This window comes from Anaerococcus nagyae (assembly GCF_017874535.1).
Taxonomy (GTDB): domain Bacteria; phylum Bacillota; class Clostridia; order Tissierellales; family Peptoniphilaceae; genus Anaerococcus; species Anaerococcus nagyae.
On record NZ_JAGGLS010000005.1, the window covers coordinates 98511 to 122618 of the forward strand.

At 31.1% G+C, this 24108-nt stretch carries 23 protein-coding genes and 1 other annotated feature; of the genes, 9 read left to right on the forward strand and 14 right to left on the reverse strand.

The annotated features are described in order from the left end of the window. Positions 1 to 39: 39 nt before the first annotated feature. The 4 genes from J2Z39_RS05275 (at position 40) to J2Z39_RS05290 (ending at position 3764) form a co-directional block, all read left to right on the forward strand. Positions 40 to 324 carry a GNAT family N-acetyltransferase gene (locus J2Z39_RS05275; protein ID WP_209814104.1) on the forward strand — a complete coding sequence of 95 codons (285 nt, stop codon included), beginning with the start codon at positions 40 to 42 and terminating at the stop codon, positions 322 to 324. A 113-nt stretch (positions 325 to 437) separates the two neighbouring features. Further along, entirely contained in the window at positions 438 to 1601 is a 1164-nt protein-coding gene (locus J2Z39_RS05280; RefSeq protein ID WP_245325702.1) for an MFS transporter, read from the forward strand. Positions 1602 to 1850: 249 nt separating this feature from the next. Continuing rightward, positions 1851 to 2435, forward strand: a complete 585-nt coding sequence (locus J2Z39_RS05285) for an HD domain-containing protein (protein WP_117521802.1) — start codon at positions 1851 to 1853, stop codon at positions 2433 to 2435. Between the two features lie 63 nt (positions 2436 to 2498). Then, positions 2499 to 3764: a C40 family peptidase gene (locus J2Z39_RS05290; RefSeq protein WP_209814106.1), complete on the forward strand. Its 1266-nt coding sequence runs from the start codon at positions 2499 to 2501 to the stop codon at positions 3762 to 3764. A gap of 561 nt (positions 3765 to 4325) precedes the next feature. On the opposite strand, the gene J2Z39_RS05295 is transcribed toward J2Z39_RS05290, so the two are convergent. The 4 genes from J2Z39_RS05295 to J2Z39_RS05310 all read right to left on the reverse strand — a co-directional run bounded on the left by J2Z39_RS05295 (position 4326) and on the right by J2Z39_RS05310 (position 7859). Then, entirely contained in the window at positions 4326 to 5294 is a 969-nt protein-coding gene (locus tag J2Z39_RS05295; RefSeq protein ID WP_117521804.1) for a DUF1002 domain-containing protein, read from the reverse strand. Positions 5295 to 5303: 9 nt separating this feature from the next. Continuing rightward, positions 5304 to 6092, reverse strand: a complete 789-nt coding sequence (locus J2Z39_RS05300) for an Mrp/NBP35 family ATP-binding protein (protein WP_117521805.1) — start codon at positions 6090 to 6092, stop codon at positions 5304 to 5306. 127 nt (positions 6093 to 6219) lie between these two features. Then, entirely contained in the window at positions 6220 to 7239 is a 1020-nt protein-coding gene (locus J2Z39_RS05305; protein ID WP_209814107.1) for a PTS sugar transporter subunit IIC, read from the reverse strand. A 122-nt stretch (positions 7240 to 7361) separates the two neighbouring features. Beyond that, entirely contained in the window at positions 7362 to 7859 is a 498-nt protein-coding gene (locus tag J2Z39_RS05310) for a transcription repressor NadR (protein ID WP_117521807.1), read from the reverse strand. A gap of 67 nt (positions 7860 to 7926) precedes the next feature. Continuing rightward, positions 7927 to 8157, forward strand: a binding site (T-box leader). 68 nt (positions 8158 to 8225) lie between these two features. Here J2Z39_RS05310 and J2Z39_RS05315 point away from each other — a divergent pair. The 4 genes from J2Z39_RS05315 to murJ are packed head-to-tail and all read left to right on the forward strand — an operon-like array spanning position 8226 to position 12559. Continuing rightward, positions 8226 to 9818, forward strand: coding sequence for an ABC transporter substrate-binding protein/permease (locus tag J2Z39_RS05315; RefSeq protein WP_209814110.1), 1593 nt, complete (start codon positions 8226 to 8228; stop codon positions 9816 to 9818). Next, a complete protein-coding gene (locus J2Z39_RS05320) occupies positions 9805 to 10539 on the forward strand; it encodes an amino acid ABC transporter ATP-binding protein (RefSeq protein WP_245325703.1) in 735 nt (244 codons plus the stop codon). The genes J2Z39_RS05315 and J2Z39_RS05320 overlap by 14 nt, the downstream gene beginning before the upstream one ends. Positions 10540 to 10547: 8 nt before the next feature. Then, positions 10548 to 11060 carry a hypothetical protein gene (locus J2Z39_RS05325; RefSeq protein WP_209814112.1) on the forward strand — a complete coding sequence of 171 codons (513 nt, stop codon included), beginning with the start codon at positions 10548 to 10550 and terminating at the stop codon, positions 11058 to 11060. Then, positions 11057 to 12559 (forward strand): murein biosynthesis integral membrane protein MurJ, encoded by a 1503-nt coding sequence (murJ, locus tag J2Z39_RS05330; RefSeq protein WP_209814113.1) that lies wholly within the window; start codon positions 11057 to 11059, stop codon positions 12557 to 12559. The genes J2Z39_RS05325 and murJ overlap by 4 nt, the downstream gene beginning before the upstream one ends. Before the next feature lie 81 nt (positions 12560 to 12640). On the opposite strand, the gene J2Z39_RS05335 is transcribed toward murJ, so the two are convergent. From J2Z39_RS05335 to J2Z39_RS05380, 10 genes are all read right to left on the reverse strand, one after another. Next, positions 12641 to 12997 carry a DUF1667 domain-containing protein gene (locus J2Z39_RS05335; RefSeq protein ID WP_117521812.1) on the reverse strand — a complete coding sequence of 119 codons (357 nt, stop codon included), beginning with the start codon at positions 12995 to 12997 and terminating at the stop codon, positions 12641 to 12643. Beyond that, on the reverse strand, positions 12994 to 14253 hold the full coding sequence (locus J2Z39_RS05340) for an NAD(P)/FAD-dependent oxidoreductase (protein ID WP_117521813.1): 1260 nt from the start codon (positions 14251 to 14253) through the stop codon (positions 12994 to 12996). Before J2Z39_RS05340 ends, J2Z39_RS05335 begins: the two co-directional genes overlap by 4 nt. A gap of 9 nt (positions 14254 to 14262) precedes the next feature. Then, positions 14263 to 15690: an NAD(P)/FAD-dependent oxidoreductase gene (locus J2Z39_RS05345; protein WP_209814114.1), complete on the reverse strand. Its 1428-nt coding sequence runs from the start codon at positions 15688 to 15690 to the stop codon at positions 14263 to 14265. A gap of 96 nt (positions 15691 to 15786) precedes the next feature. Beyond that, positions 15787 to 17289, reverse strand: a complete 1503-nt coding sequence (gene glpK, locus J2Z39_RS05350; protein WP_209814116.1) for a glycerol kinase GlpK — start codon at positions 17287 to 17289, stop codon at positions 15787 to 15789. A 13-nt stretch (positions 17290 to 17302) separates the two neighbouring features. Beyond that, positions 17303 to 17872: a glycerol-3-phosphate responsive antiterminator gene (locus J2Z39_RS05355; protein ID WP_209814118.1), complete on the reverse strand. Its 570-nt coding sequence runs from the start codon at positions 17870 to 17872 to the stop codon at positions 17303 to 17305. Between the two features lie 130 nt (positions 17873 to 18002). After that, the gene (locus J2Z39_RS05360) at positions 18003 to 18599 is read right to left on the reverse strand and encodes a sugar transferase (RefSeq protein ID WP_209814120.1); all 597 of its coding nucleotides are present in this window, start codon (positions 18597 to 18599) and stop codon (positions 18003 to 18005) included. 23 nt (positions 18600 to 18622) lie between these two features. After that, positions 18623 to 19321: a 16S rRNA pseudouridine(516) synthase gene (locus tag J2Z39_RS05365; protein ID WP_209814122.1), complete on the reverse strand. Its 699-nt coding sequence runs from the start codon at positions 19319 to 19321 to the stop codon at positions 18623 to 18625. Next, positions 19308 to 19640 carry a PadR family transcriptional regulator gene (locus J2Z39_RS05370; RefSeq protein ID WP_181965134.1) on the reverse strand — a complete coding sequence of 111 codons (333 nt, stop codon included), beginning with the start codon at positions 19638 to 19640 and terminating at the stop codon, positions 19308 to 19310. Before J2Z39_RS05370 ends, J2Z39_RS05365 begins: the two co-directional genes overlap by 14 nt. A gap of 40 nt (positions 19641 to 19680) precedes the next feature. Next, positions 19681 to 22236, reverse strand: coding sequence for an ATP-dependent DNA helicase (locus J2Z39_RS05375; RefSeq protein WP_209814124.1), 2556 nt, complete (start codon positions 22234 to 22236; stop codon positions 19681 to 19683). Beyond that, positions 22233 to 22733, reverse strand: a complete 501-nt coding sequence (locus J2Z39_RS05380; RefSeq protein ID WP_117521820.1) for a GNAT family N-acetyltransferase — start codon at positions 22731 to 22733, stop codon at positions 22233 to 22235. Before J2Z39_RS05380 ends, J2Z39_RS05375 begins: the two co-directional genes overlap by 4 nt. 98 nt (positions 22734 to 22831) lie before the next feature. Here J2Z39_RS05380 and J2Z39_RS05385 point away from each other — a divergent pair, with 98 nt between their 5' ends. Then, a complete protein-coding gene (locus tag J2Z39_RS05385) occupies positions 22832 to 24007 on the forward strand; it encodes an NAD(P)/FAD-dependent oxidoreductase (RefSeq protein ID WP_117521821.1) in 1176 nt (391 codons plus the stop codon). Positions 24008 to 24108 lie beyond the last annotated feature (101 nt).

Below are 24108 nucleotides of genomic sequence, written 5' to 3' on the forward strand. Positions count from 1 at the left end.
ACCCAAATTTGGGTAGTTATATATTAAGAGGTGAAGAAAATGATTATTAGATTTAACCAAGAAGATCATGAAGCGCAGGCTTTTGATAGTGATAAGAATAAAATTGCTTATTGCCAATATGAAGAAAAAACAGATACTACTTGGGCTATTACCCATACAGTTGTAGATAAAAACCACCAAGGTGAAGGACTTGCTGAAAAACTTCTAGATGAGGTTTGTAACAATGCTCGTAAAAAAAATGTAAAAATTATACCTATATGCTCTTACGCTGAGAAAAAATTTGATAGCCAAGCTGAAAAATATGGTGATTTAGATGCTAGGTAATAACTTTCTTGCTGGGATTTTCCCAGCTTTTTTTAATTGTTATTTTTTCTTTACCAAGTAGATGTTTTTTGCTATTATATTTCTTAGATTATTTTGTGAAATGAGGAATTAATTTGAAAAATGATTTAAGAAAAAAAGCCGCTATACTTTCTATAGCTTTATTTGTAGCAGGTAATAGTATAATTTCTGGTAGTCTTGTATTTATGCAAGAAACATTTGACATATCAATTACAAATGCTGGATTTTTAATAACTCTCTCATCCATAGCTACAATTGTAACTATGATTTTAAGTGAAGTAATAACTAAAAAAATAGGTATGAAAAATTGTGTATTACTCGGATTATTTTTAGTAGCAATAAGTTCCATTTTTCCTATTATAAAAACTAGTTATTGGTCAGTTTTTATAAGTAGAATTATTATGGGAGCTGGAGTTGGCCTTTTTAATGGTCATAGTGCAAATTATATAAATGTATTTTTTGAAGGTGATGAAGCTTCAAGACTACATGGTATAAGAAATTCTACTGAATTTATAGGACAAACAATTTTACTATTCATAGCTGGACTTTTAATTAAAATAAAATGGACTTTCTCATTTTTAGCCTATGCTTTAGCTTTTATTGTTCTTTTTTATTTTGATAAAACTATTCCTGATATTAATATTGAAGAAAAAGAAAATTTAGGAAAATTTCATTTTAATAAGCAAATCTTTTTTTATATATTCTTTGGCGCTGTTATGATTATGAACGTAAGTTCTCTAAGTATAAGATTCCCTACAGTAGCTACACTGGCTAAGGGTAAGGGTGCTGATATTAATATATACATGATAGCCCTACCACTATCTGGTATGATTTCTGGGTTTCTTTTTGGATTTATAAATAAAAATCTACGTGAAAAGACTATTCTTTTAGGATTAGCTATATACACAATATTTAATGCAATTATTGCCTTATTAGGCGATAATATGTATGTATTTTTACTTTGCATGGTCCTAATAGCTTTCTCACAATCACTTTGCACACCGTATCTTTTTGCAGAAGTTTCAAGATTTGTAAGAGGTAGCCATGCAAGGATTGCAAACAACCTTATTTTTATAGGTTGCAATATGGGAGGATTTGTAGCTCCTTTTTTTCTAAATGTAATTAATAAAATTCTGCATACAAATTCAATAACACTTTCCTTTATATCATTTAGTCTTATATACTCTATTATGTTTCTAATAAACTTGCGTGAATTTGTAAAGACAAGAAAAATAAAGCTTTTGTCACAAAATATATGATTCCAATATTGTAGAGTATCTTCTAAAAATATTTGACGCTAATGAGCCTTATAAATTATCATCAAATGTACTAAGAAGTTACTCTAATAGCTAAATTGCAATTAGTAAGCCTATAATTTTGCTTATTTTATAAATATACTACTGCCATTTTCTGATATAAAATATTAACCTAGTTTAATAGGAAATATACTAATTTATGTACTTTTCTAAAATTTAATAAAATGTTAAAATATGATAAAGGAGATTATTATGAGAATGGTTGAAATAATAACAAAAGAAAACTGGATTAAAGAATATGACTTCTTTAATAAATTTAAAGAATCTCCATATTTTGATGTCCTACTAGAAACATATGAAAACTTAAATACAGATATACTTTTTAAATCCAAAGTCCATGGCCAAGCTCACATAGAAAGGGTCATTTTTTATTCGTTAATCTTATCTTGGAAATATAGCTTAGATAAAAGAGATACCGATATTTTAAGATATGCAGCAAGCCTTCATGATACAAAAAGAGAGAATGATGGATGGGATGTAGAACATGGTAGACGAGCTGCCATAGACTCAATAGATTATGCCAAAATCAATCCAGATGATAAAAATATTTTGCAAGCAGTTATTACTGCACATTCTGCTAATGACAATGATATGAAAGATATTATCGAAGAATTTGAAGTAAAAAACTTTGATAGAGCAATTTTTTTAACAAAACTATTTAAAGATGCTGATGGTCTGGATAGAGTTAGGATAAATAGGCTTGATACATCCTATCTTAGAAATGAATTTTCAAAAGAAATTGTAGATTTCGCCTATGTATTATTTGAAAAATACTAATGAAATTGACATATTAAGCCATCTATACTAAAATTATATTATATTAAAAAACTAGGAGAAAAGATGTCAAAAAGTATCAAAAAACTATTTTTAACTTCATTGGTATTTTCTCAAATTTTTATAAATCCAAGCTTGTCCCATGCAGATTCCATAGTTCTAAACAAAAATATAACTGATGGGGTAAATATTAGAGTCAAAGAAGATGTAAATAGTGAAATATTAGGTGGGATCGAAGATTTTACTCCCTATGAAATAAAAGGAGAATCAGACGATTGGTATCAAATAGAATATGATGGTCAAAAAGCTTATGTTGCCAAAAGATGGTTCTATAAGTTAAACCATACTAGTATAATTTCTGAGACCAATCTTAAAGAAAAACCTGATAGCAATTCTAAAAATCTTACCGACTATAAACTTAAAAAAGATAGTAAAGTAACTATCCTTGCCTTTGAACCTGATAGCGAATTTGTAAAAGTTTCGTATGATGAAGATTTTAAAGACAATGAGAAAATAAATGTAAAGAATCTAGCAGAAACTGAAAATGATTCAAAAAATAAATCAAGTGATAATAAAAGCAATGTTAAAACTGTAACACTAGGTAGTTTAAGTAGCTCTCTTGAAATCCCTGAGGTTGTTACTTTATCTAGCGAAAATAAAGACAATGATAATCAGAAAGATGATAAAAATAATAGCAAAGGATTGAAAGAAGGTTATGTAAAGCTATCCTCACTAGCTATTTCAACTAAAAGTGGTAAGGATCTTGATGATTTTAAATCTTTTTATAACGATGTAAATAATCATATAAAAACTCAGCTTAAAAGAGAAGAAGAGTTAAAAAATCAGATGAAGAATATTACGGAAGTTAGATATGTAACTACTACCACCTACGGAAATGATATTCAATCCAATAATCAAGAACAAACAAGTGTTGTGGATAATAGTCAGACTATAACAGTACCAGTCACAGGATCAGAAGCTGGTACTAAACTATATAATTGGGCAACCCAATTTGTAGGAAGACCCTACGTTTGGGGTGGTGTAGATCCTTGGAATGGTATAGATTGCTCTGGTTTTACTATGCAAATATATAGACAAATAGGCATAAGTCTACCACACTTTGCCCAAAGTCAACAAAGATATGGTGTAGAAATACCTTTAGGTAGCGAAGCAGCTGGAGATTTAGTATTTTTTGGAACAAGCCTTAATAATATAACCCATGTCGGTATGGCAGATGGTAATGGTAATATGATCCACGCTTCAAATCCAAATTCAGGCATAAAGATAAGTCCTATCAGAAATCCAATTTCTATAAGAAGAATTATTCAATAAAATAATATAATATGATTATCCCCTATATAATTAAAATTTAGGGGATATTTTTATTCTAATCTTTATATTAATTTAGTTAGAAAAAGAGATTTATCCACTACGCTTCGGTCGAAATGGATGGGTAGCTTTGTTCTCTTTGTTTTAAAAAATAAGTACAAATGTCTATATCGATTAAATGAAGGATATAGAGAAATATCATAGGTATTTCCAGATTTCTAAACTTCGATTCGCTCCAGTCGAAATAGGTGGATGATTTTATGAACTTTATTTATAGAATAATGACAAATAACTATATTGGCTAAATAGAGTACACAAAAAACATCATAAGCAATTATAGATTTCTCCACTCTACTTTGCTTCAGACGAATAGATAGAAATTTTATGTACTTTGATTATAAAATAAGTACAAATAATATACCAACCCGACTAAAGTAGAGAGATCTCTTAAGTACATCGATATTTCTAAAATATCCTGGCTAGATCTAAATTTGTTTTGTTATTTTTTTCAAAGCATAAAAAAACTAGCTGAGATAAGCTAATATCCTAACTAGTTTTATTTATCTAATCATTATTTCCAGAAAAAATATTTACAAACGAATTTGCTATTGACTTAAAGAAGTTAAGTAATGAATCAAGTAAGCCACTATCTTGAGCTTCTTTTGCTATATTATCAATTGATTCTTTATTATCGTTATAAAATTTATTTGCATTATCAGCAAGTTCATTGCCGAATTTCATAAGATTTTCTCTTACTTCTTCACTATCTATAGCAGAAGAATTTTGATATTTATCAAAGTAATTTATAAGTATGTTTATATTATTATCACTTAGAACGTTTTGGAGATTTACATCTTTTAATGCATCTTGTATATAGATACCGATTTGATTAGCATCAGCTGCTTGTCCTGTTTCTTCTTTATGATCAGCTAACTTTTGCTTAACTTCTATAACAACCTTATCTAGATCCTCAGGTTTGAAATTATCTTTTCCTTCATTTTCTTTAGATATTTCATTTACCGCTTCCAATTCATCTTGAGCAACTTTTGCGCGTTCTGGATCTACTTTTTCTCCACTTAAATCCATAGCAACATATACTCCAACTAATGCTGACTCTCCTGTAACCGGTTTTGGACTTGCTACATAGATTTCTGCATCACTAATACCTGCTGTTATGGCAGCATTTGTATATTGTCCTTGAGTGATAGATGTAATATTTGTTGGAGTTACAATATTAACTTTGATTCCAGATTTTTCTGGCAATTTTTTAATATATACTGATGAAATCATATTGCTATTATCAGTATAATATCCTAAATATTTTTGTAAGTCACTTCCCGAAGCCCTACTATAATTTATATTTGAATCATTCTTCTCTACACCAAAAGCATCATTCATTTGATTAATTTGTTCTTCACTTAAAGCCGCTCCATAAACTACATCGTTTTTATTTGAATCAGCACTTTTTGCAAAGGAAATCGATGGCAGTAAAATACTTAAGACACAAACTAGTGTCAACAATCTTTTTTTCATAAACCACTCCTATAAACTTTCAATTTTTTCTATGATTGGATTTAATTCTGCTGGATTAATATCTTCAATTAGACCACTATCAATTTTTGAAGATATTTCTGGATTTATTGGTAGTTTTGCTATGGTATCAATATTATGATTTTCTGCAACTTCATCAACGTGACTATCACCAAATATCTTATGCTCGCTTCCACAATCTGGGCATTTAAAATATGACATATTCTCTACTATTCCTATTACTTTTTTACCCATCATGCGAGCCATCTTAAGTGATTTTTCTACAACCATTCCAACTAAATCTTGTGGTGTTGCTACCGCCACTATTCCATCTATTGGTAAAGATTGGAATACTGTAAGTGGTACATCACTTGTTCCTGGAGGCATGTCTATGAGCATATAATCAATCTCTCCCCAATCTACATCCGAATAGAACTGCTTGATTACCCCAGTTACTATGGATGATCTCCACACTACTGGATCCGTCTTATTTGGTAGGATCATATTAACTGATATAACTTCTATTCCATCACGAGATAGACCTGGGTACATAAGTCCTTCTTTAGTACCTCTTACACTTTCGTCTATACCAAAAGCTTGTGGTATAGATGGTCCTGTAATATCAGCATCAAATATAGCTACTTTGTAACCTTTTTTATTTAATTTATTAGCAATCATACTAGTTACAGATGACTTACCAACACCACCTTTACCACTCATAACTGCTATAACATGACCAACTCTAGAACCTTCATGAAGATTAACCTTAAATTGATCGAAATTTCTTTTTTTTTCTTCCATCATAAACTCCTTTATTTGAAAAGAAAAAAGCATTATTAAAAATGCTCTTCTTTTTATTAATTATATTCAACTTTCATTAAATTTCCATTAAAGTATTTACAGTAAATTATTAGTTATAATAAAAATATTAAAATTCGATCTTCATATCTCCATCTTTTATAAGGTCTTTTTTATACATTATCTTATAAATTATAAAAGATAAAATAGCTGGAAGGATTATTTGTAAGACTAGAATTTGTAATAAAACTGCACCTATTCCCCTACTTGACCCTAAAGTTTCTAGAGTAGAAATTTGTCCTACTAAACCGCTTGTTCCCATACCAGATCCTAAAGGTGAATTCTCCATCTTAAAACCTACTGTTGCAATTGGACCAATTATCGCTCCTGAAAGAGTTGCTGGTAACCATATCCATGGGTTTTTTATTATATTAGGTACTTGAAACATGCTAGTTCCAAGCCCTTGGGCAAGTAAACCTTCTATTCCATTATCCTTATAGGATACAACTGCAAAACCAACCATTTGTGCGCAACATCCCACTGTAGCTGCTCCTCCAGCAAGTCCCGATAAACCTAGCATCATGCAAATTGCAGCTGAAGATATTGGAAGAGTCAATGCCACTCCTACTAAAGTAGAAACTACAATACCCATTAAAAATGGCTGAAGTTCTGTAGCATGCATTATAACATTTCCAATCCAAGTCATAAAACTTGCCACGCCTGGGCCTATAAAATCTCCTAGAAAAACTCCTATAAGAATTGTAACAGTTGGTGTAATTATTATATCAAGCTTTGTTCTCTTTGAAACTAACTTACCAAATTCTGTTGCAAAAATAGTAGCGATGTAAACTCCGACTGGCCCACCTAGCTCATAGGCACCAAGACCAACTATTGTTGATGCAAATAAAACTAAATTAGGAGCATTAAGTGCATAAGCTATAGAAACAGCAATAGCCGCACCTGTAGCTTTCCCAACTAGAGGCCAAATCCTTTCCGTAAAAAAGCTTATAGCAAAAATATTTCCTATAGAATTTAAAATAGTTCCTACTAGAAGAGAAGCAAATAGTCCAAAAGCCATTGCTCCTAGAGCATCTATAAAATATACCTTAGGAGAAAGACTAATACCTTGTTCATCTAAATATTTTCTCATAAAATCCCCTTACAATTTGATGAAACTAGTATACCACAAATATTTCCCGTTGTATATACATGTAAGCATTTAATTTACTAACTAATTCTATGCAATAAATTAATTAAAATATTAGCTATTTCTTATTTCAAATATCCCTTAGCTTTAAGAGCTTTTTCTATTTTTTCTATAACTTCTATACTTTCAGCACTTATGGTGTGAAAATGATTGTTTAAGGTTAGGTTTTTTAGCGGAGTAGATTCGTCCATACTTTTTACGAAATTATTTACGCCATTTCTGGAATGGATGTCTAGGTCTTTTTTTATAATTCCATATACTGGATGATTTATAAATACATCTATTATTACTCCCCCATTATCAACTATAGTATTTAACTCGTCTTTTATATCTTTATCTTCATGGCTTGACTCTATAATCCTAATTATATTTTTACTATCGCCAATTTTATATCCCTTATTTGTAGAGATTATATTTATACCAAAGGCTTTAAGTACTCCTATGTCTTTTACGATTATTTGTCTAGATACAAAAAAGTGTTTGCCTAAAGCTTCCCCGCTTATAGGTTTTGACGCTTTTTGTAATAATTTAATAATTTCTTCTTGTCTATCACTTAATTTCATATTTTCCCTCTTTAAATAAGTATACCATCTTCTCTTGACTTTTATAAAAAAATCTTGTACTATATGAAAAATGACATTGATAAGAAGAGTAGCTTATAGGAAAAATAAAGAGAGTCCCTGTTTGGTGCGAAGGGATATTTGGAATATATGTGAAAAAAGCCTTTGAGTTTCTTTGGGGATAGTAATTGATCTAAAGACGGGTTTGCCCGTTATAGCAAACGAGTATGATGGTACTTATTGAGATGTGCTTTGTGAAAAGTGCATGAATTTGGGTGGTAACACGGCATTCGTCCCATAGCGGATTAGAAGCACGTGTATTTTTTTTGCTTAAAATAAACTAATCCAAATTTTATGAAAGGAATTATTATGAAAAGAATAAAAAGAACATTATTGAATCTGATCTTAATTTTATTTGCATTTTCAGGTGTCAGCTACGCAAGTAACCAAGATCCAGTATTAAGAGTTGGTATGGAAGTAAATTATGCTCCATTTAATTTTTCAGAAGTAGATGATAAAAATGGAGCTATCCCAGTTGCTAATTCAAATGGTGAGTATGCCAATGGCTATGATGTAGCCATAGCAAAGGAACTTGCTGATAAACTCGGAATGAAGCTAGAGATTTATAAGATAGATTGGGATGGATTAATACCAGCTCTTACCAGCGGTAAAATCGATGCTATAGTAGCAGGTATGAGTCCTACCCCAGAACGTAAAGAACAAATAGATTTTACAAATAGTTATTACAATGCAGAAGTTGGAGTAGTTGTTAAAAAGGGGTCTTCATATGAAAAAGCAAAGAGTATACATGATTTTAAGGATGCAAAGATCACAGCCCAACTTGGAACATTCCACTATGATTTGATAGATCAAATGGATGGAGCGAAAAAGCAACAAGCTCTAGACTCTTTTCCAACTATGATTACTGCAACAAATGCAGGTACAATAGATGGTTATCTTTCTGAAGAATCTGGCGCAGCTAGCGCTGTTAAATCAAACCCTAATTTAGTATTTTTAAGTTTCAAAGATAAAGATGGGTTCACAATAGATAAAACCTACACTTCTGTAGCCGTAGGGGTAAAAAAAGGTTCAGAACTTACCGAAAAAATTAACAAAGCTCTAAATAATATCCCAGAATCAGAAAAAAAAGACATAATGGATAAAATGGTTGACTTAACAAACGAAGTAGATAAAGATGAAAATCCTACTAGTGAGCAAAGCTTTGGAGCAGAGATGAAATCTATATGGCAAAGATATTCCTCACTATTTATTAAAGGTATATTAAATACATTATTTATAGCTATAGTTTCTACCACTTTAGGATTTTTGATTGGTCTATTGGTAGCAGTTATTAGAAAAATACAAGTTAACAAAATAAAAAATCCTATCGGTTATGTCCTTTATAAAATCATCAACTTTGTCCTAGGAGCTTACATAGAAATTTTTCGCGGCACACCTATGATGGTACAAGCTGTAATAATTTTTTATGGACTAAAGCAATACTTTAATATAGACCTATCAACTATGTTTGCAGCCATACTAATAGTTTCAATAAATACAGGTGCTTATCTATCAGAAGTAGTGCGTGGTGGAATCAATTCTATAGATAAAGGGCAATTTGAAGCCTGTAAGGCTTTGGGAATGACTCACTGGCAAACAATGAAAAATGTAATCATTCCTCAAGCTGTAAAAACTATCCTACCATCACTCGGTAATGAATTTGTAATAAATATCAAAGATACATCAGTACTTAATGTAATATCAGTTACAGAATTATTCTTTATGAGTAAGTCAGTTGCAGGATCTACCTATCAATTCTTCCCAACTTATCTCATAACAGCAATAATCTATTTTGTATTAACTTTTGTAATAACAAGAATACTATTATTAGTTGAACGCAATATGAATGGACGTGACTTTATCCATGAATCTAGTACAGGAGTAAAACATGCCAATAATTGAAGTTAAAAATCTAGAAAAAAACTTTGGAGATAATTTAGTACTTAAAGATATAAATTTTAGAGTAGAAAAGAACGAAGTAGTGTCAATAATTGGTTCATCGGGTTCTGGTAAATCTACCCTACTTCGTTGCCTAAATCTCTTAGAAACACCAACAAGCGGTCAGATCCTATATGATGAAAAAAACATTTTAGATAATAGTTTTGATGAAAGACATTATCGCTCAGAAGTGGGCATGGTTTTTCAAAACTTCAACCTTTTTGATAATAAAGATGTTTTAGAAAATTGTACCCTTGGACAAGAACTTGTTCTACACAAAAACAAGAAAGAAGCTAAAGACTTAGCTATGGAATATCTAACAGATGTTGGTATGGATAAATTCTTCCATGCAATGCCAGATCAATTATCAGGTGGTCAAAAGCAGAGAGTCGCTATAGCTCGTGCCCTTTGTATGAATCCCAAAGTTCTATTATTTGATGAGCCTACAAGTGCTCTAGACCCAGAAATGGTCGGAGAAGTCCTAGATGCTATGACTAATCTTGCTAAAACAGGTATCACTATGATCGTAGTAACTCATGAAATGGACTTTGCTAGAGATGTATCAACTAGGGTATTATTCATGGACAAAGGTATAATCCTTGAAGATGGTTCTCCAGAAGAAATTTTTGAAAATCCACACCATAAAAGAACACGCGAATTTCTTTCACGTTTCTTAAATAAATAGGAGTTTAAATGAAAGATTTAGTAGAAATATATTCATCAGACAATGATTCATTTGCTGTAGGTTATGTGATCTATCAAAGTGATGATAGATTATTCACCCACCTTGTAGATGATCAAGGTAAATTTGATGGTTATTTATTGTTTGATAAAAATACAATTGACGGTATTGAAAAGAATAGCGAATATCTTAAAAAAATTGAAACCTATATGGGTTTTTGGGGCAATATCTCTATAGGTGATAGCGATAACGAGATATACTCTTCTAAACCTGACTTTATAGATCTAATAAAATATGCCAAAGATCATAAGAAAATCATAAGACTTGCGACAAGTTTTAATTATTATGATTCTATAACTGGTTTTGTAAAGGACTATAATGACGATATTGTCAATATAGATGCAATAAATACATCAAATGCCAAAATATTTGATACATTCGAAATACCAATAGAAAAACTTATAAGCCTAGAAATAGAATCAATAGATAATTTCTTGCTAGGCTACGCTTATAAAAAATCATGAATAATACACTTTTATTAATAATTTTAAATCTAATAGGTAAACTTTTTGCTTTTGGTAGAGAAATGATATTTTCTTATGTATATGGTACAGGCCCTATAACAGATGCCTTTAATACCTCAACTACAGCTGCTACCCTCATATTTTCAGTAATAACTTATGCACTAAGCAAAACCTATATACCAACTTACGAGGAAATAATAAAAAAAGAGGGGGAAAAATCTGGAGATAAATTTACAAATAACTTATTGAACTTTTCCCTTTTTTTGTCAACGTTAATAATGATTTTAGGGTTGATATTTGCTCCATCAATTGTTAAGCTCTTTGCAGCAGGCTATAGTGGAGAAAAATTAAAAATAGCAACTTTATTTATGCGTGCCATAATGATTACCATATATCCAAATATATACGCTGCTATTTTATCTGCTTATTTACAAGTTAAGGGAGACTTTCTTACACCAGCATTACCTTTTCTAATCCTAAATGTAATACTATCTATAACAATAGTTATATCTAAGTCCAATGTAAGTATTATAGCAATCGGTATATTTTTAGCCTACCTTGTCCAGTTTGTAGTATTTCCAAAAGCTATTAAAAAAGTAGGGTTTAAAAGAGGAAAAGTAAAATTCGTATATGATGAAAACATCAAAAAAATTGTTCTTTTATCCCTGCCTACTACATTTTCTATGGCAGCAGTCTATATATCAACTATTGTAGATCAATCATTTGCTTCTTTAGTTGCAAGCGATGGTGGAGTTTCTATACTAAATTATGCACTGAAGATTATAAGAATAATAAGTTCTACATTTATAGTGCCTTTCCAAGTTACTGCATATCCAATTATAGGCAAACTTGTAGCAGAAGGTGATATAAAGGGAATGAAGGAAGTTACAAGTAAAACAATGGTTAAAATACTTATACTATTTGTCCCATCAATTATAGGTATGATGGTCCTATCAAGGCCAATAATATCATTTGTATACTATCGAGGTGCTTTTTCATATCAGGATATGATTATGACAAGTGATGTATTATTTTACTACACACTTTATTTAATAGGTCCTGCTATAGTAGATGTACTTTACCTATCATTTTTTAGTCACCAAAATACAAAAGTACCAACTATAATATCATTTGTTCAGTTAGGTATAAATATAATCCTCGATTATACTCTTTCTAAAGCTTATGGATTGGTTGGGTTAGCCCTTGCTACAACAATTAGCCAAGTAGCTCCGATAGTGATAGCCTTTATAATCTATAATAAAAGCTATGGAAGCTTAAATATAGGATATATTTTTAAAAATTTAATAAAAATATTATTAGCTGGAGCTATAATCGGAGCATTTGCAAACTACTTCTACAAATTAAGACCATCTAATTTATGGTTATTAGTTACTATTGCCCTTACAGGACTAATTTATCTTCTTATCGTATATTTACTAAAAGTCGATGAGCTTGATGAAATAGCATCTGCCTTTAAGCTAAAAAAGAAAAAATCATAAGAACTTTATCCATTAAAAAATCCCCAAAATCTAAAGTACGATTTTGGGGTATTTCTATCTTAGGAAAAATTATAGAAAAGTCTATGCTCTCTCATCTGTAGCAATTACATTTACTCCTGTATCTAGGACGTTATCAATTACTACATCACCTATATGCACTGGGGTTTTAATCTCAGTATTATTGATTTCTTTCATACATTCAAATATTAATCCTTTTGGAATAGCAGTTTCTGTTTTTACTGGAACACTGTAAGCATTACTTCCAGAAATTTTAACTGTCGAACATACCATCCTCTTTGGATCCTTTACTTCATCTCTTACGTAATTTTCTCCACGTTTACAGTTATTTCCTGATATATCTGTTATCTCTTCCCCATCCATGGTTACTACTACTTGACAACCTAATGGGCAATTGATACATGTGAATTGTTTTTTCATACTTCCTCCAATTTAATAGTGATTTTTTTAGTTTCTGGATCTATATCTTCTTTTTTAAGTCTGAGTAGTTCCATTTCACCTGGAGCTAGAACTCTTTTTTTACGCTCAACTATGCATTTATCATCTGTATATACACAAATTTTTCTAGATGGGTATACGTTGTTCACTCTAAATTTAACTATTATTGATTCATCCATATTTTCATAATCTATAAATTGAGGAAGTGTGTATGATATGCCATTTCCTGCTTCTAGATCAATTGTATGCTCTGATGTTTCTTTGAATTCACCTTTTATATAGTTTGCTGCATTAACTGCTGCAAGTTCACTTTCTTCCGATACAAAGTCTACTAAATCATGAACGTGTAAAACATTTCCTGCTGCAAATATACCATCTACATTTGTCATTAGCTTATCTGATACATAAGCTCCCTTTGTTCTTGGATCTAGCTTAATATTTGCCTCTTTAGTAAGTTCGTTTTCTGGTAGAAGGCCAACTGAAAGAAGAACTGTATCACATTCTACAAATTTTTCTGTTCCTTCAATTACTCTTAAGTTTTCATCTACTTTTGATAGATAAACTCCTTCTACTCTATCAGTTCCTTTAATGCCTGAAATTGTTGTTGAATAATAAAGTGGAATATCATAGTCGTGTAAGCATTGAACTATATTTCTCTTTAGACCACCTGAAAATGGCATAAGTTCTGCTACACATTCTACTTCTGCGCCTTCTAGAGTCATACGTCTTGCCATGATAAGTCCTATATCTCCAGATCCTAATATAACTACTTTCTTTCCTGGTAGATATCCTTCAAGATTTACTAATTTTTGAGCTGTACCTGCACTATAAACACCAGCTGGACGACTTCCTGGAGTATTTAGCGCTCCTCTTGGTCTTTCTCTACAACCCATAGCTAGAATTATTGCTTTTGGTTTTACTTCAAACATTCCACGTTCTTCATTCATTAATAAAACTGTTTTATCTTCGTGAAGATCCATTACGATGGTATTCATCATTATATCTATATCTCTTTTTTGAGCTTCATCAATAAATCTATGTGCGTATTCAGGACCTGTTAACTCCTCTTTGAATCTTTGTAACCCAAACCCGTTATGGATACATTGATTTAATATACCACCTAATCTATTATCACGTTCTACCACAAGGATATTTTTGATTCCTTCATCGTAGGCTTTTACTGCTGCTGAAAGTCCTGCTGGACCTCCACCAATTATTACTAAATCATAGTCTTTCATTTCTTCCCCCTACTTTGCTCTCTTTTCAATATAGAAAGAGTCTTTACCTTTTTTAGTTATCTCTTCTTCACTAACGCCAAGTTCTCTAGACAAGATCTCAATAATTGATGGTAAGCAGAAACCACCTTGGCATCTACCCGCTGTAGCTCGACAACGTCTCTTGATTCCATCTACTGTTCTTGCTCCAACAGGTGCATGGATGGCATCTACAATTTCGCCTTCGGTTACTTTTTCACATCTACAAATGATCTTGCCATATAATGGATTTTCTTTAATAAGCTCATTATGCTCTTTCCTTGTCATCTCACTTGTTTTTGGAATAGCTTTTCTACCTGGCTTAAAGTCAGATTTTTCTTCTAATTCTAGGGAGTCTTTGATAAGATCTGCCATATACTTACCAATAGCAGGTGCTGATGTAAGTCCTGGCGATTCTATACCTACACAATCAAAAAATCCTTTTTTACTTTCCTCTAAGATAAAGTCTCCGTTTGATTCATGAGCTCTGTTTCCTGAAAAAGAGGTGATTACTTGACGAACAGGAACATTATCTACTGTATCATTTACTTTATCAATTACTTCTTCTATAGCCTCTCTAGTTGTTACTAAGTCTGCTTTATCATCAACAAAGTCTGATGTAGGTCCTATCAAAGTATTATCATCAATTGTAGGAGTTACAAGTATACCTTTACCTTTTTCTGTAGGTAGGTTAAATAAGACATGATTTACATATCCTTTTGTTGCTTTATCAAGGAGTAAATATTCTCCACGACGTGCTCTGATTTCAAACTTATTATCATCAAATACCATATCATGGATTTGATCAGAATATAAACCTGCTGCATTTACAACTGCCTTTGTTTCTATTTCTTCACCATCAGCAGTAATTAACACATAGTGATCTTCTTTTTCAACTATATCTTTAATTTCTGCATTTAATTTATATTCAACACCATTTATATTTGATCCTTCAGTATAAGCTATGTTCATTAAAAATGGATCTACTATACCAGCTTCTTCACAGTATAAAGCAGCATATACGTTTTCTTCAACATGAGGTTCTAATTCACGAATTTCTTCGTTATAAATTATTTTCATGCCACCAACACCATTTTCTATACCTTGATCATATAGTTTTTGTAAATTTGGGAAGTCTTTTTCATCATGGCATAAAACTAAGGTTCCTATTTGCTTGTATGGAAAAGATAGCTCATCTGCTAACTCTCTCATCATGTGGTTACCTTCAACATTCATTTTCGCTTTCATACTACCTGGCTCAGCATCATAGCCACCGTGGCAAATAGCAGAGTTTGCTTTTGATGTCTCTTCGCAAACATCAGCATGCTTTTCTACTACAAGGAAATCTCCCTTGTATTTTGATAAATTGTAAGCTACAGATGTGCCTGTTACACCTGCTCCTATTATTACAACATCTTTCATATTCTTCTCCTTATATGTACTAAAAAAGAGCCAGTATATGGCTCTTTTGGGCAAAAGAGTCCTAGAAAATCCTTAAACTCTTTCTCAATTACTATTCTACTTTAAATCCTTAGCCCAGTCTACTGATCTAGAAATCGCTTTTTGCCAATTATAATCTTTTTTATCTCTTTCTTCTTTAGAAATTTCTGGCTTAAATACTTTATCAATCTTACGATTTTCTTTGATTTCATCAAGACCCTTGAAATAACCTACTGCTAGACCTGCTAGATAAGCTGCTCCTAAAGCTGTAGTTTCAAGTGTAGCTGGTCTTTCTACTGTTGTCTGAATCATATCAGCTTGAAATTGCATTAGGAAATTATTTGCACTGGCTCCCCCGTCAACCTTAAGCTCTTTTAGATCATTACCCGAATCAATACTCATTGCTGCTAAAACATCATTTGTTAGATATGCAAGGGATTCAAGTGTAGCTCTTACTATATGATACTTGCTAGTTCCTCTAGTAATACCTACTATAGCTCCTCTAGCATATGGATCCCAATATGGAGCACCTAGCCCTGTAAATGCTGGCACCACATAGCATCCATCTGTATCATCAACTTTTGTAGCCATATATTCTGTATCATCAGAAGCATCTACTATTCTAAGTTCGTCTCTTAACCATTGTATCGCAGAACCTGCAACAAAGATTGAACCTTCAAGAGCGTAATTTACTTTGCCTTCTTCAAGTCCCCACGCAATCGTTGTAATTAGACCATTTTGTGATGAAACTGCTTCTTCGCCAGTATTCATAAGTAGGAAAGCACCTGTACCGTAGGTATTTTTAGCTTCACCTGGGTTAAAGCATGTTTGACCAAACAAAGCACATTGTTGGTCACCTGCCATACCTGCAATCTTAATTGGAGAACCAAATAATTTTTCATTTGTTTCACCGTATACACAAGATGATGGTTTTACTTCTGGAAGCATACATTTTGGAATATTAAGCATTTCACAAAGTTCATCATCCCATTCTAAAGTGTTTATATTATAAAGCATGGTTCTAGAAGCGTTTGTATAGTCTGTTACATGAACTTTACCACGAGTTAAATTGTATACTAACCATGTATCAACTGTACCAAATAATAATTCACCATTTTCAGCTCTTTGTTGACCATTTTCAATATTATCTAGAATCCATCTGATTTTTGTAGCTGAGAAATATGGGTCAACTACAAGACCAGTTTTTTCTTTTATCATTTTGCCATAACCATCTTCTACGAGCTTATCAGCCATATCAGCGGTACGGCGACATTGCCAAACGATTGCATTATATACAGGAGCACCTGTTTTTTTATCCCAAACTATAGTAGTTTCACGTTGGTTAGTAATACCAATTGCAGCAATATCACTTGCATCAATATTTTTCTTAGCTAAAGCTTCAGTACAAACTCCAAGTTGAGTTGACCAGATTTCTGTAGCATCATGTTCTACCCATCCAGCTTTTGGGAAATATTGGGTGAATTCTTTTTGTGCAACTGAAATAATTTGTCCTTCTTTGTCAAAAATGATTGCTCTGTTACTGGTTGTACCAGCATCTAAGGCCATGATGTATTTACTCATAATATCCTTCCTCCTACATAAGCCATACATTATAATTGGATGATGAGATTGCAATAGCTTCTGAATTTAAGGCATCCATAACTTCCTTCTTTGTAGAAATTAATCCGCCAGCAACTATTGGTATATTAGTTCTTTTTTTTATGTCCTTAATTTGATTAGGTAATATTCCAGGAAGTATCTCGATTATATCACAGTTAACATCTTTTATAGTTTGTTTCATATTTTCAAAACTCATACTGTCAATAACAAAAAATCTTAAAACTGCGAAAAGTCCAAGTTTTCTTGCATAAACTACATTAGAAGCCTTAGTAGAAATAATTCCATCAGCTTCAGTATATTTTTTTATAAAACTTGCAGCAAACGAAGAGCTTGAAAGACCTTCTATAAGATCTTCATGGACTATAACAATCTTATCCCTATCCTTAAGTTTTTTTACTATAATTGGTATAGTTTCAATATTGCCATAAAGTACAAAGACAATTTTATTATCGCATTCCAAGCATTTTCTAAGATCTTTATTATTTTTTATTGCCATAATCACTGGATTACTATAAAGCTCCTCGAAAATACTTTCCCTAGTCATAAAACCTCCATTTAAAAGGACAAAACGAGCCCATTCATATTCAATTGGCTCGTTTCTCATCACTCATATTATTATATATACACTTTATCATAAATTTTATAGTTTTGCAAATCTTTTCCTAAATATTTTACTAGAAATTTTGCTTACCTTCTGTTACACCATCTCCACTTAAAACTTTTGGGATTGTTTTTAAAAATATTTTCAAATCATTCATAAAAGTTAATTGACTAGCATATAAACCATCTGTATAGGCCTTATCTTTTGGAGATAAATTATCTCTACCAGATATTTGTGAGAGTCCAGTAATACCTGGTTTTGCTGAGTAAGCATTATTAGCAGCTCTTAAATCTAACAATTCTTTTTCCTTTAAAATTACAGGTCTTGGCCCAACAAAACTCATATCACCTTTAAGAATATTAATTAACTGTGGGATTTCATCAAGACTTGTCTTTCTTAAAAACTTTCCTAAAGGAGTTATGTAAGCATCTGGATTATCTAGCTCCCATGTGGAAGCGTTTTTGGGAGCCGACATTTTCATAGATCTAAACTTATAGCATAAGAAAGGCTTGTTATACCTGCCTGCTCTTTCTTGTTTAAATAACACAGTTCCTTTCGGTTCATATATTTTTGATATAATAGCTATTATCAAAAATAATGGGCTAAGGATTACTATAAGTATTAAACTTAATAAAAAGTCTAATAATGGTTTTATTAAATTTTGATACATATAACCTCCTTGCCCTCATTTAGTCAATTCGTAAACAAAGCAAGTTCTTTTTCGTTTAATTCTCTATAATCGCCTTCATTTAGGAATGGATCCAGTCTAAGTTCCCCTATTGCGATTCTCTTAAGCTCTACTACTTCATTTCCTAAATTTGAAAAAAGTCTTTTTACTAAATGAAACTTTCCCTCAGTAACTTTTACTATGGCTTTTTTATCATCTATTATCTTAAGTTTAGCTGGACGAGCTTGATAATCATCTTCTGCTATGTAAACACCTTGTAAAAATTCTTCTACTAAAGACTCATCTATTAAATCCCTAGTCTCTACTTCATATGTCTTTTCAATATTTGAATTAGGACTTGTAATCTTATGTATAAAATTTCCATCTGTTGATAAAATTAATAATCCTCTAGTATCTTTATCTAGCCTGCCTGCTATAGATAAGTCAAGGGTTTTATAAAAATCATCCAAAATATCAACTACAGTGGGATCAACATCATAAGTTGAAGATATGTAACCTTGTGGTTTATTCATCATTATATAGATATTTTCAAAATATTCTACAAATTCCCCCATATAAAAAACTTCATCTACATTAGGATCAACTTGGGTTGATGTATCTTTGACAATATCCCCATTAATAACTAGAGCTCCTTTTTTTGCATTACGCTTGATATTTCTTCTTGTATCAAGGTTAGCATTTCCAATCATCTTATCTACTCTCATCTATTCCCCCTATCACTTTGTATACAGCTTGGTTAAGTTCCTTATAAGATTCATAGAAATCTTCTAGATACTTACTACCTTTAGCTGTTATATAGTAATACTTACGGCGTGGACCTATCTCCGACTTTTTATAGCCTCCCAATATATAACCTTTTTTTGTAAGTCTCTGCAAAATTGGATATACTGTACCCTCTGTCATAGTATAGAAGCCATTATGCTTTAGCTCTTCTACTATTTCATAGCCGTAAGTTTCATTATTTTTTATAATATGGAGAATTACCCCATCTATTACCCCTTTTAGCATTTGAGATTCTATCATATTATCACCTTTCTATATTGTATAACATAGTAGACAATAATCAATACCTATCACAATAATATTTCATAGGGCAAAACTTACACTCACTTGTATCCGATGTTTTACCATATATATTCTCGTTTAAAATATTTTTTGCTATCCCATCAATAACACTTATATCAAAATTTAAATCTTCTACTTTAATTAACTCGTCTTTTTCTATAAAATAAAGATATAAATTATTAGTTTTTTCCTTATTAAGCTCCATAAGATACTTATAAGTTACCAGCTGATTTTTATATTTTTTTAAAGTCAAATCATCAAATGACCCTGTTTTTATATCCATAATAGAATTGTCTTCTAAGATAATGTCAATATTTCCTTGGAGTATATAAAAATCCCTATCTAACTTGTAATTTGACTCTGTGTCTATCACCTTGAAATCTTTCTTGATAAAATTTAAAATAACATTTTTATATTTTAAATTATTCTTTAAAAAAGGTTCTATATTAGAATCGCTAGGATATTTTGAAATATATTCACTTAGCTCATGAACTCTACTACCATAAATTAAGTTTTTAGTTTTAGGTAAACTATAGGACAACCTTCTTAAAAACTTATATTTAAGTGGACATGCGTTATATATTTCTATATCTGTAGTATAAGCCAAAATTTGCTTATTTCTTTTTTCTTCATGCCTTTTAAAATCAATAGTTGAAAGAATTGAACTATCATTAAGCTTTTTCGAAAAATTTTCTAATCTATAATCTCTAGAATTATCCAATAAAACTAGCAAATTCTTAGCCCTAGTAAATGCAGTATAATATTTTCTATAAAAATCTTTAATCGGCCTTTTATTATCATTTTCTTTATAAGAGTAATACTCAAGTAGTCTAGGATGATCTCCCCTAGGGTAATCATTAAGACCAGATACAAATACCACATCAAATTCTAACCCTTTAGAATTATGAATAGTCATAAAGTTTATAGCTTCATATGATTGATTCAAGGCTTCAAATTCTCTTATAGAATTTGTCTTGTAAAAATAAAATATATAACCATAAATAAATTCAAAATAATAATCAGAATCATTTTTATCAAAAATTTGCTCGTACTCACTTAATTTTCTTGAAAAAATTCCTATATTATTAAGAGCTCTATCATTTTCTATACTTCCCAGTTTTTTATCAAGAATTTCTTTTAAAATTTTTAAACTAAAGGACTTATACAAAATCTCAGTTAAACCAATATCTTTTTTGTTTCTAAAATAAGATACTAACTTATCCATTTCCTTAGATTTTATAGTTTGATCATCAAATAACGATGCTAAATACTGTCTATATTCCAACTTCTTTTTTTGCTCATAGCTTAGATAAGGATTATCCTCTAAATTACTAGGATAAGAAGTAAATGCTCTTACAAAAATATACATAAGAATTCTTATTTCATATCTTTCAAAAAAATTACTTGATCCCATATTTAAGACTGCAAGTCCCTTTGATTCTAAAAATGCTTGCAAACTTTTAGGATAATAGCTATTAAGGGTAGGAAAAAGAAAACCTATCTGGTTTAAGTCAATATCTCTATTTAAAAGTTTTATAATTTTATATAGGTTTTCAAAATTATCAGCTCTGGCCCTAACAACCGAATTCTCATTCTTGTTATCTTTAAAAGAATTTAGCACCTTATTATCAAATTCCTCAACATCCATCCATGACTTTGCTATATCAATTATAGATTGATTGGAGCGATAATTTATATCTAAGCTATAAAAATTAGCATCTACTCCTAGTTTGTATTTACAAACTTTACCAAAATCCAAGAGATTTTTAGGATCTGCTCCCCTAAAGCTATATAAGGACTGATCATCATCTCCAAAAACCATAATATTTTTATCTTTTATCAGCTTAAAGGCTATCTCTTGTTGAATAAAGTTTGTATCCTGATATTCATCAATTATAACAAAATCAATAGAGTTTCTAATCTCTTCTCCAATTTGAGAATCACTTAATAAATCATAAAAGTTTTTTAAAATCAATTGAAAATTTATCAAATTATTTTCTCTTAATATCTCTAGATGATTTATATAAACTTCATATGCTAGCCTATCCTTTGGATTATTTGAAATTTTTAATGAATTAATGTCTATTAGATTATTAGTAATATCTTCAAAAACTTCTTGTATAAGGCGAACTCTATTGCCACTAAAGCTTTCCTTAAAACCATTTATTTGTTCAAAACGATATAAGTTTCTTTCCAATAAATATCCTTCTGTATAAGAATCGATTACCTCAGCCTTAAAAAAGTTATTATTAAGCTTCTTATATTGGTCTATATAAATATTTGCTAAAGAATGGAAATTTCCTATTTTCAGATCTTTTAGGTCCGTATTTATATTTTCTTTTGTAAATTCTGATAGTATTCGACTATTAAGTTCTGCAGCTGCTTTTTTAGTAAATGTGGTAATTAGGATTCTATTAGCTGGAATATACTCATTTTTTACCAAATCCACAACTTTTTTTACAATTGTAAAAGTCTTACCTGTTCCCGGCCCTGCGATAATTGCAGCTGGAGTTTTAGCTTCTTCTATTACTTTCTTTTGGGCTTTATTAATCATAACAATAGTTCATAGGCATATCTCGGCATAGGTCTACCATTATCATTTATATAGATAATTCCTATATATGAAAACCCAAGCTTTTTTATAAGCCCTCTCATCCTAAAATTATCCTTATGAGTATCAATCCTAAGTGAATCCTTACCATTCTTTATTGCAAAATCTTTTATTTGCTCAAAAAATAGGCTTCCTATTCCCTTTCTAGCTTTATTTCTATCTACACAAAATGTATGGATTGTAATGGAATCATCGCCTTTCATAGCTTTTCTTACACTGGCATAAGTAGGATCGTAGTCAGGGCTAAGATAAGCATAGGCTAAAATTTCTCCATCTTTCTCATATACGTAAGAATTATTTCTTGAAACTTGTTGACCTAACAATGACAAATTAGGTGTACCATTTTGCCACTGATCAACGCCATCATTTTTTAATGATTTCTTAGCTTGTTCTAATATTTCTGATACTTTTTCTAAATCTTTAAAATTTGCTTTTCTCATAAAAGCATTATACCATTATTGTTTTTAAGTAATTTGTGAAAATTCGGGTAAAATTTAACATAGACGATAAATAATTAGAATTTAAAGAGGTGTTATATATGTACGATTATTTAATAATAGGAAATGGTATAGCTGGTCTTTCTGCTACAGAAGAGATTAGAAAAAAAGATGCTGACGCAAAAATACTTATAGTATCAGCTGAAAAACCAAGCACATATTGGAGAACAAGACTTTCTGATTTGATTTCTAAAGAATTCAATGACGATGATATATATGTAAAAAAAGAACCATGGTATAGCGAAAGACATATAGATGAAAGACTACAAACAGCTGTAGATAAATTAGACCTAGATAGAAATGTAGCTGTCCTATCAGATGGAGAAGAAATAGAATATGCAAAAGCACTACTTGCAACAGGAGCACATCCATTTGTACCACCAATAAAAAATATTAGCAGCGATGGGGTTTTTGCTATAAGAACTATTGATGACCTCATGAATTTTAAATATTATGTAAACGGCAAAGATAAAGTTATTGTTATAGGTGGAGGCATTTTAGGACTTGAAGCTGCTTATTCTGCAAAACTTCTAGGTAAAAAAGTTACAGTTATAGAAAGCTTTGACTATTTATTATCTCGTCAACTAGACCAAGATCTTTCTCAAAAACTTGAAAGTACACTAAATGATATGGGAATTTCAACTTATACAGGTAAAAACACTAGTGAAATTTTATCTAAAGATGGCAAAGTGATAGGAGTTAAGCTTGATGATGGAAGTACTATAGATGCCGATGCAATCATGGTTCAAGCTGGCGTTCGTTCAAATGTAGAAGTTGCTAAAAATTCAGGACTTGAAGTAGATCGAGGAATTATAGTAGATGATACTTTACAAACTGAGAAAGAAAATGTATTTGCTGCAGGAGATTGCGCTCAAATAGGCAATTTTACAATTGGCTTATGGACTTCCAGCCAAGAAATGGGCAAAATTGCAGGACACAATATGACAGGTAGCAACGAATGCTACGAAAAGCCAAAGCCATTCTCAACTTTAATGATAGGCGATACAAAGATATTTTCGGCAGGAATTACTTCAGGTGAAGGTATAGAAGAAATATCTAGTGAGAAGGACGGAAATATCTACAAGCTATTTAAAATGAGCGATCAATACGTAGGTGGAATTCTTTGGGGAGATATCAAATATCAAAATGATGTTAAAAATATAGTATTTTACCACGAGGAATTAGAAAATACTAAATTATCCGAGATGTTTAAATAAATTTTATATTTGAAAATTTATTTACCTAAGAACAGGACAATAGTATGTCCTGTCTTTTTTTGCTTAATATTAGAGATCTCTCCACTTCAGTCGAGATGGTA

Coding starts and splice junctions, on each gene's coding strand:
- J2Z39_RS05275 (WP_209814104.1), top strand. CDS start 40: ATGATTATTAGATTTAACCAAGAAGATCATGAAGCGCAGGCTTTTGAT.
- J2Z39_RS05285 (WP_117521802.1), top strand. CDS start 1,851: ATGAGAATGGTTGAAATAATAACAAAAGAAAACTGGATTAAAGAATAT.
- J2Z39_RS05290 (WP_209814106.1), top strand. CDS start 2,499: ATGTCAAAAAGTATCAAAAAACTATTTTTAACTTCATTGGTATTTTCT.
- J2Z39_RS05295 (WP_117521804.1), bottom strand. CDS start 5,294: ATGAAAAAAAGATTGTTGACACTAGTTTGTGTCTTAAGTATTTTACTG.
- J2Z39_RS05300 (WP_117521805.1), bottom strand. CDS start 6,092: ATGGAAGAAAAAAAAAGAAATTTCGATCAATTTAAGGTTAATCTTCAT.
- J2Z39_RS05305 (WP_209814107.1), bottom strand. CDS start 7,239: ATGAGAAAATATTTAGATGAACAAGGTATTAGTCTTTCTCCTAAGGTA.
- J2Z39_RS05310 (WP_117521807.1), bottom strand. CDS start 7,859: ATGAAATTAAGTGATAGACAAGAAGAAATTATTAAATTATTACAAAAA.
- J2Z39_RS05315 (WP_209814110.1), top strand. CDS start 8,226: ATGAAAAGAATAAAAAGAACATTATTGAATCTGATCTTAATTTTATTT.
- J2Z39_RS05320 (WP_245325703.1), top strand. CDS start 9,805: ATGCCAATAATTGAAGTTAAAAATCTAGAAAAAAACTTTGGAGATAAT.
- J2Z39_RS05325 (WP_209814112.1), top strand. CDS start 10,548: ATGAAAGATTTAGTAGAAATATATTCATCAGACAATGATTCATTTGCT.
- murJ (WP_209814113.1), top strand. CDS start 11,057: ATGAATAATACACTTTTATTAATAATTTTAAATCTAATAGGTAAACTT.
- J2Z39_RS05335 (WP_117521812.1), bottom strand. CDS start 12,997: ATGAAAAAACAATTCACATGTATCAATTGCCCATTAGGTTGTCAAGTA.
- J2Z39_RS05340 (WP_117521813.1), bottom strand. CDS start 14,253: ATGAAAGACTATGATTTAGTAATAATTGGTGGAGGTCCAGCAGGACTT.
- J2Z39_RS05345 (WP_209814114.1), bottom strand. CDS start 15,690: ATGAAAGATGTTGTAATAATAGGAGCAGGTGTAACAGGCACATCTGTA.
- glpK (WP_209814116.1), bottom strand. CDS start 17,289: ATGAGTAAATACATCATGGCCTTAGATGCTGGTACAACCAGTAACAGA.
- J2Z39_RS05355 (WP_209814118.1), bottom strand. CDS start 17,872: ATGACTAGGGAAAGTATTTTCGAGGAGCTTTATAGTAATCCAGTGATT.
- J2Z39_RS05360 (WP_209814120.1), bottom strand. CDS start 18,599: ATGTATCAAAATTTAATAAAACCATTATTAGACTTTTTATTAAGTTTA.
- J2Z39_RS05365 (WP_209814122.1), bottom strand. CDS start 19,321: ATGAGAGTAGATAAGATGATTGGAAATGCTAACCTTGATACAAGAAGA.
- J2Z39_RS05370 (WP_181965134.1), bottom strand. CDS start 19,640: ATGATAGAATCTCAAATGCTAAAAGGGGTAATAGATGGGGTAATTCTC.
- J2Z39_RS05375 (WP_209814124.1), bottom strand. CDS start 22,236: ATGATTAATAAAGCCCAAAAGAAAGTAATAGAAGAAGCTAAAACTCCA.
- J2Z39_RS05380 (WP_117521820.1), bottom strand. CDS start 22,733: ATGAGAAAAGCAAATTTTAAAGATTTAGAAAAAGTATCAGAAATATTA.
- J2Z39_RS05385 (WP_117521821.1), top strand. CDS start 22,832: ATGTACGATTATTTAATAATAGGAAATGGTATAGCTGGTCTTTCTGCT.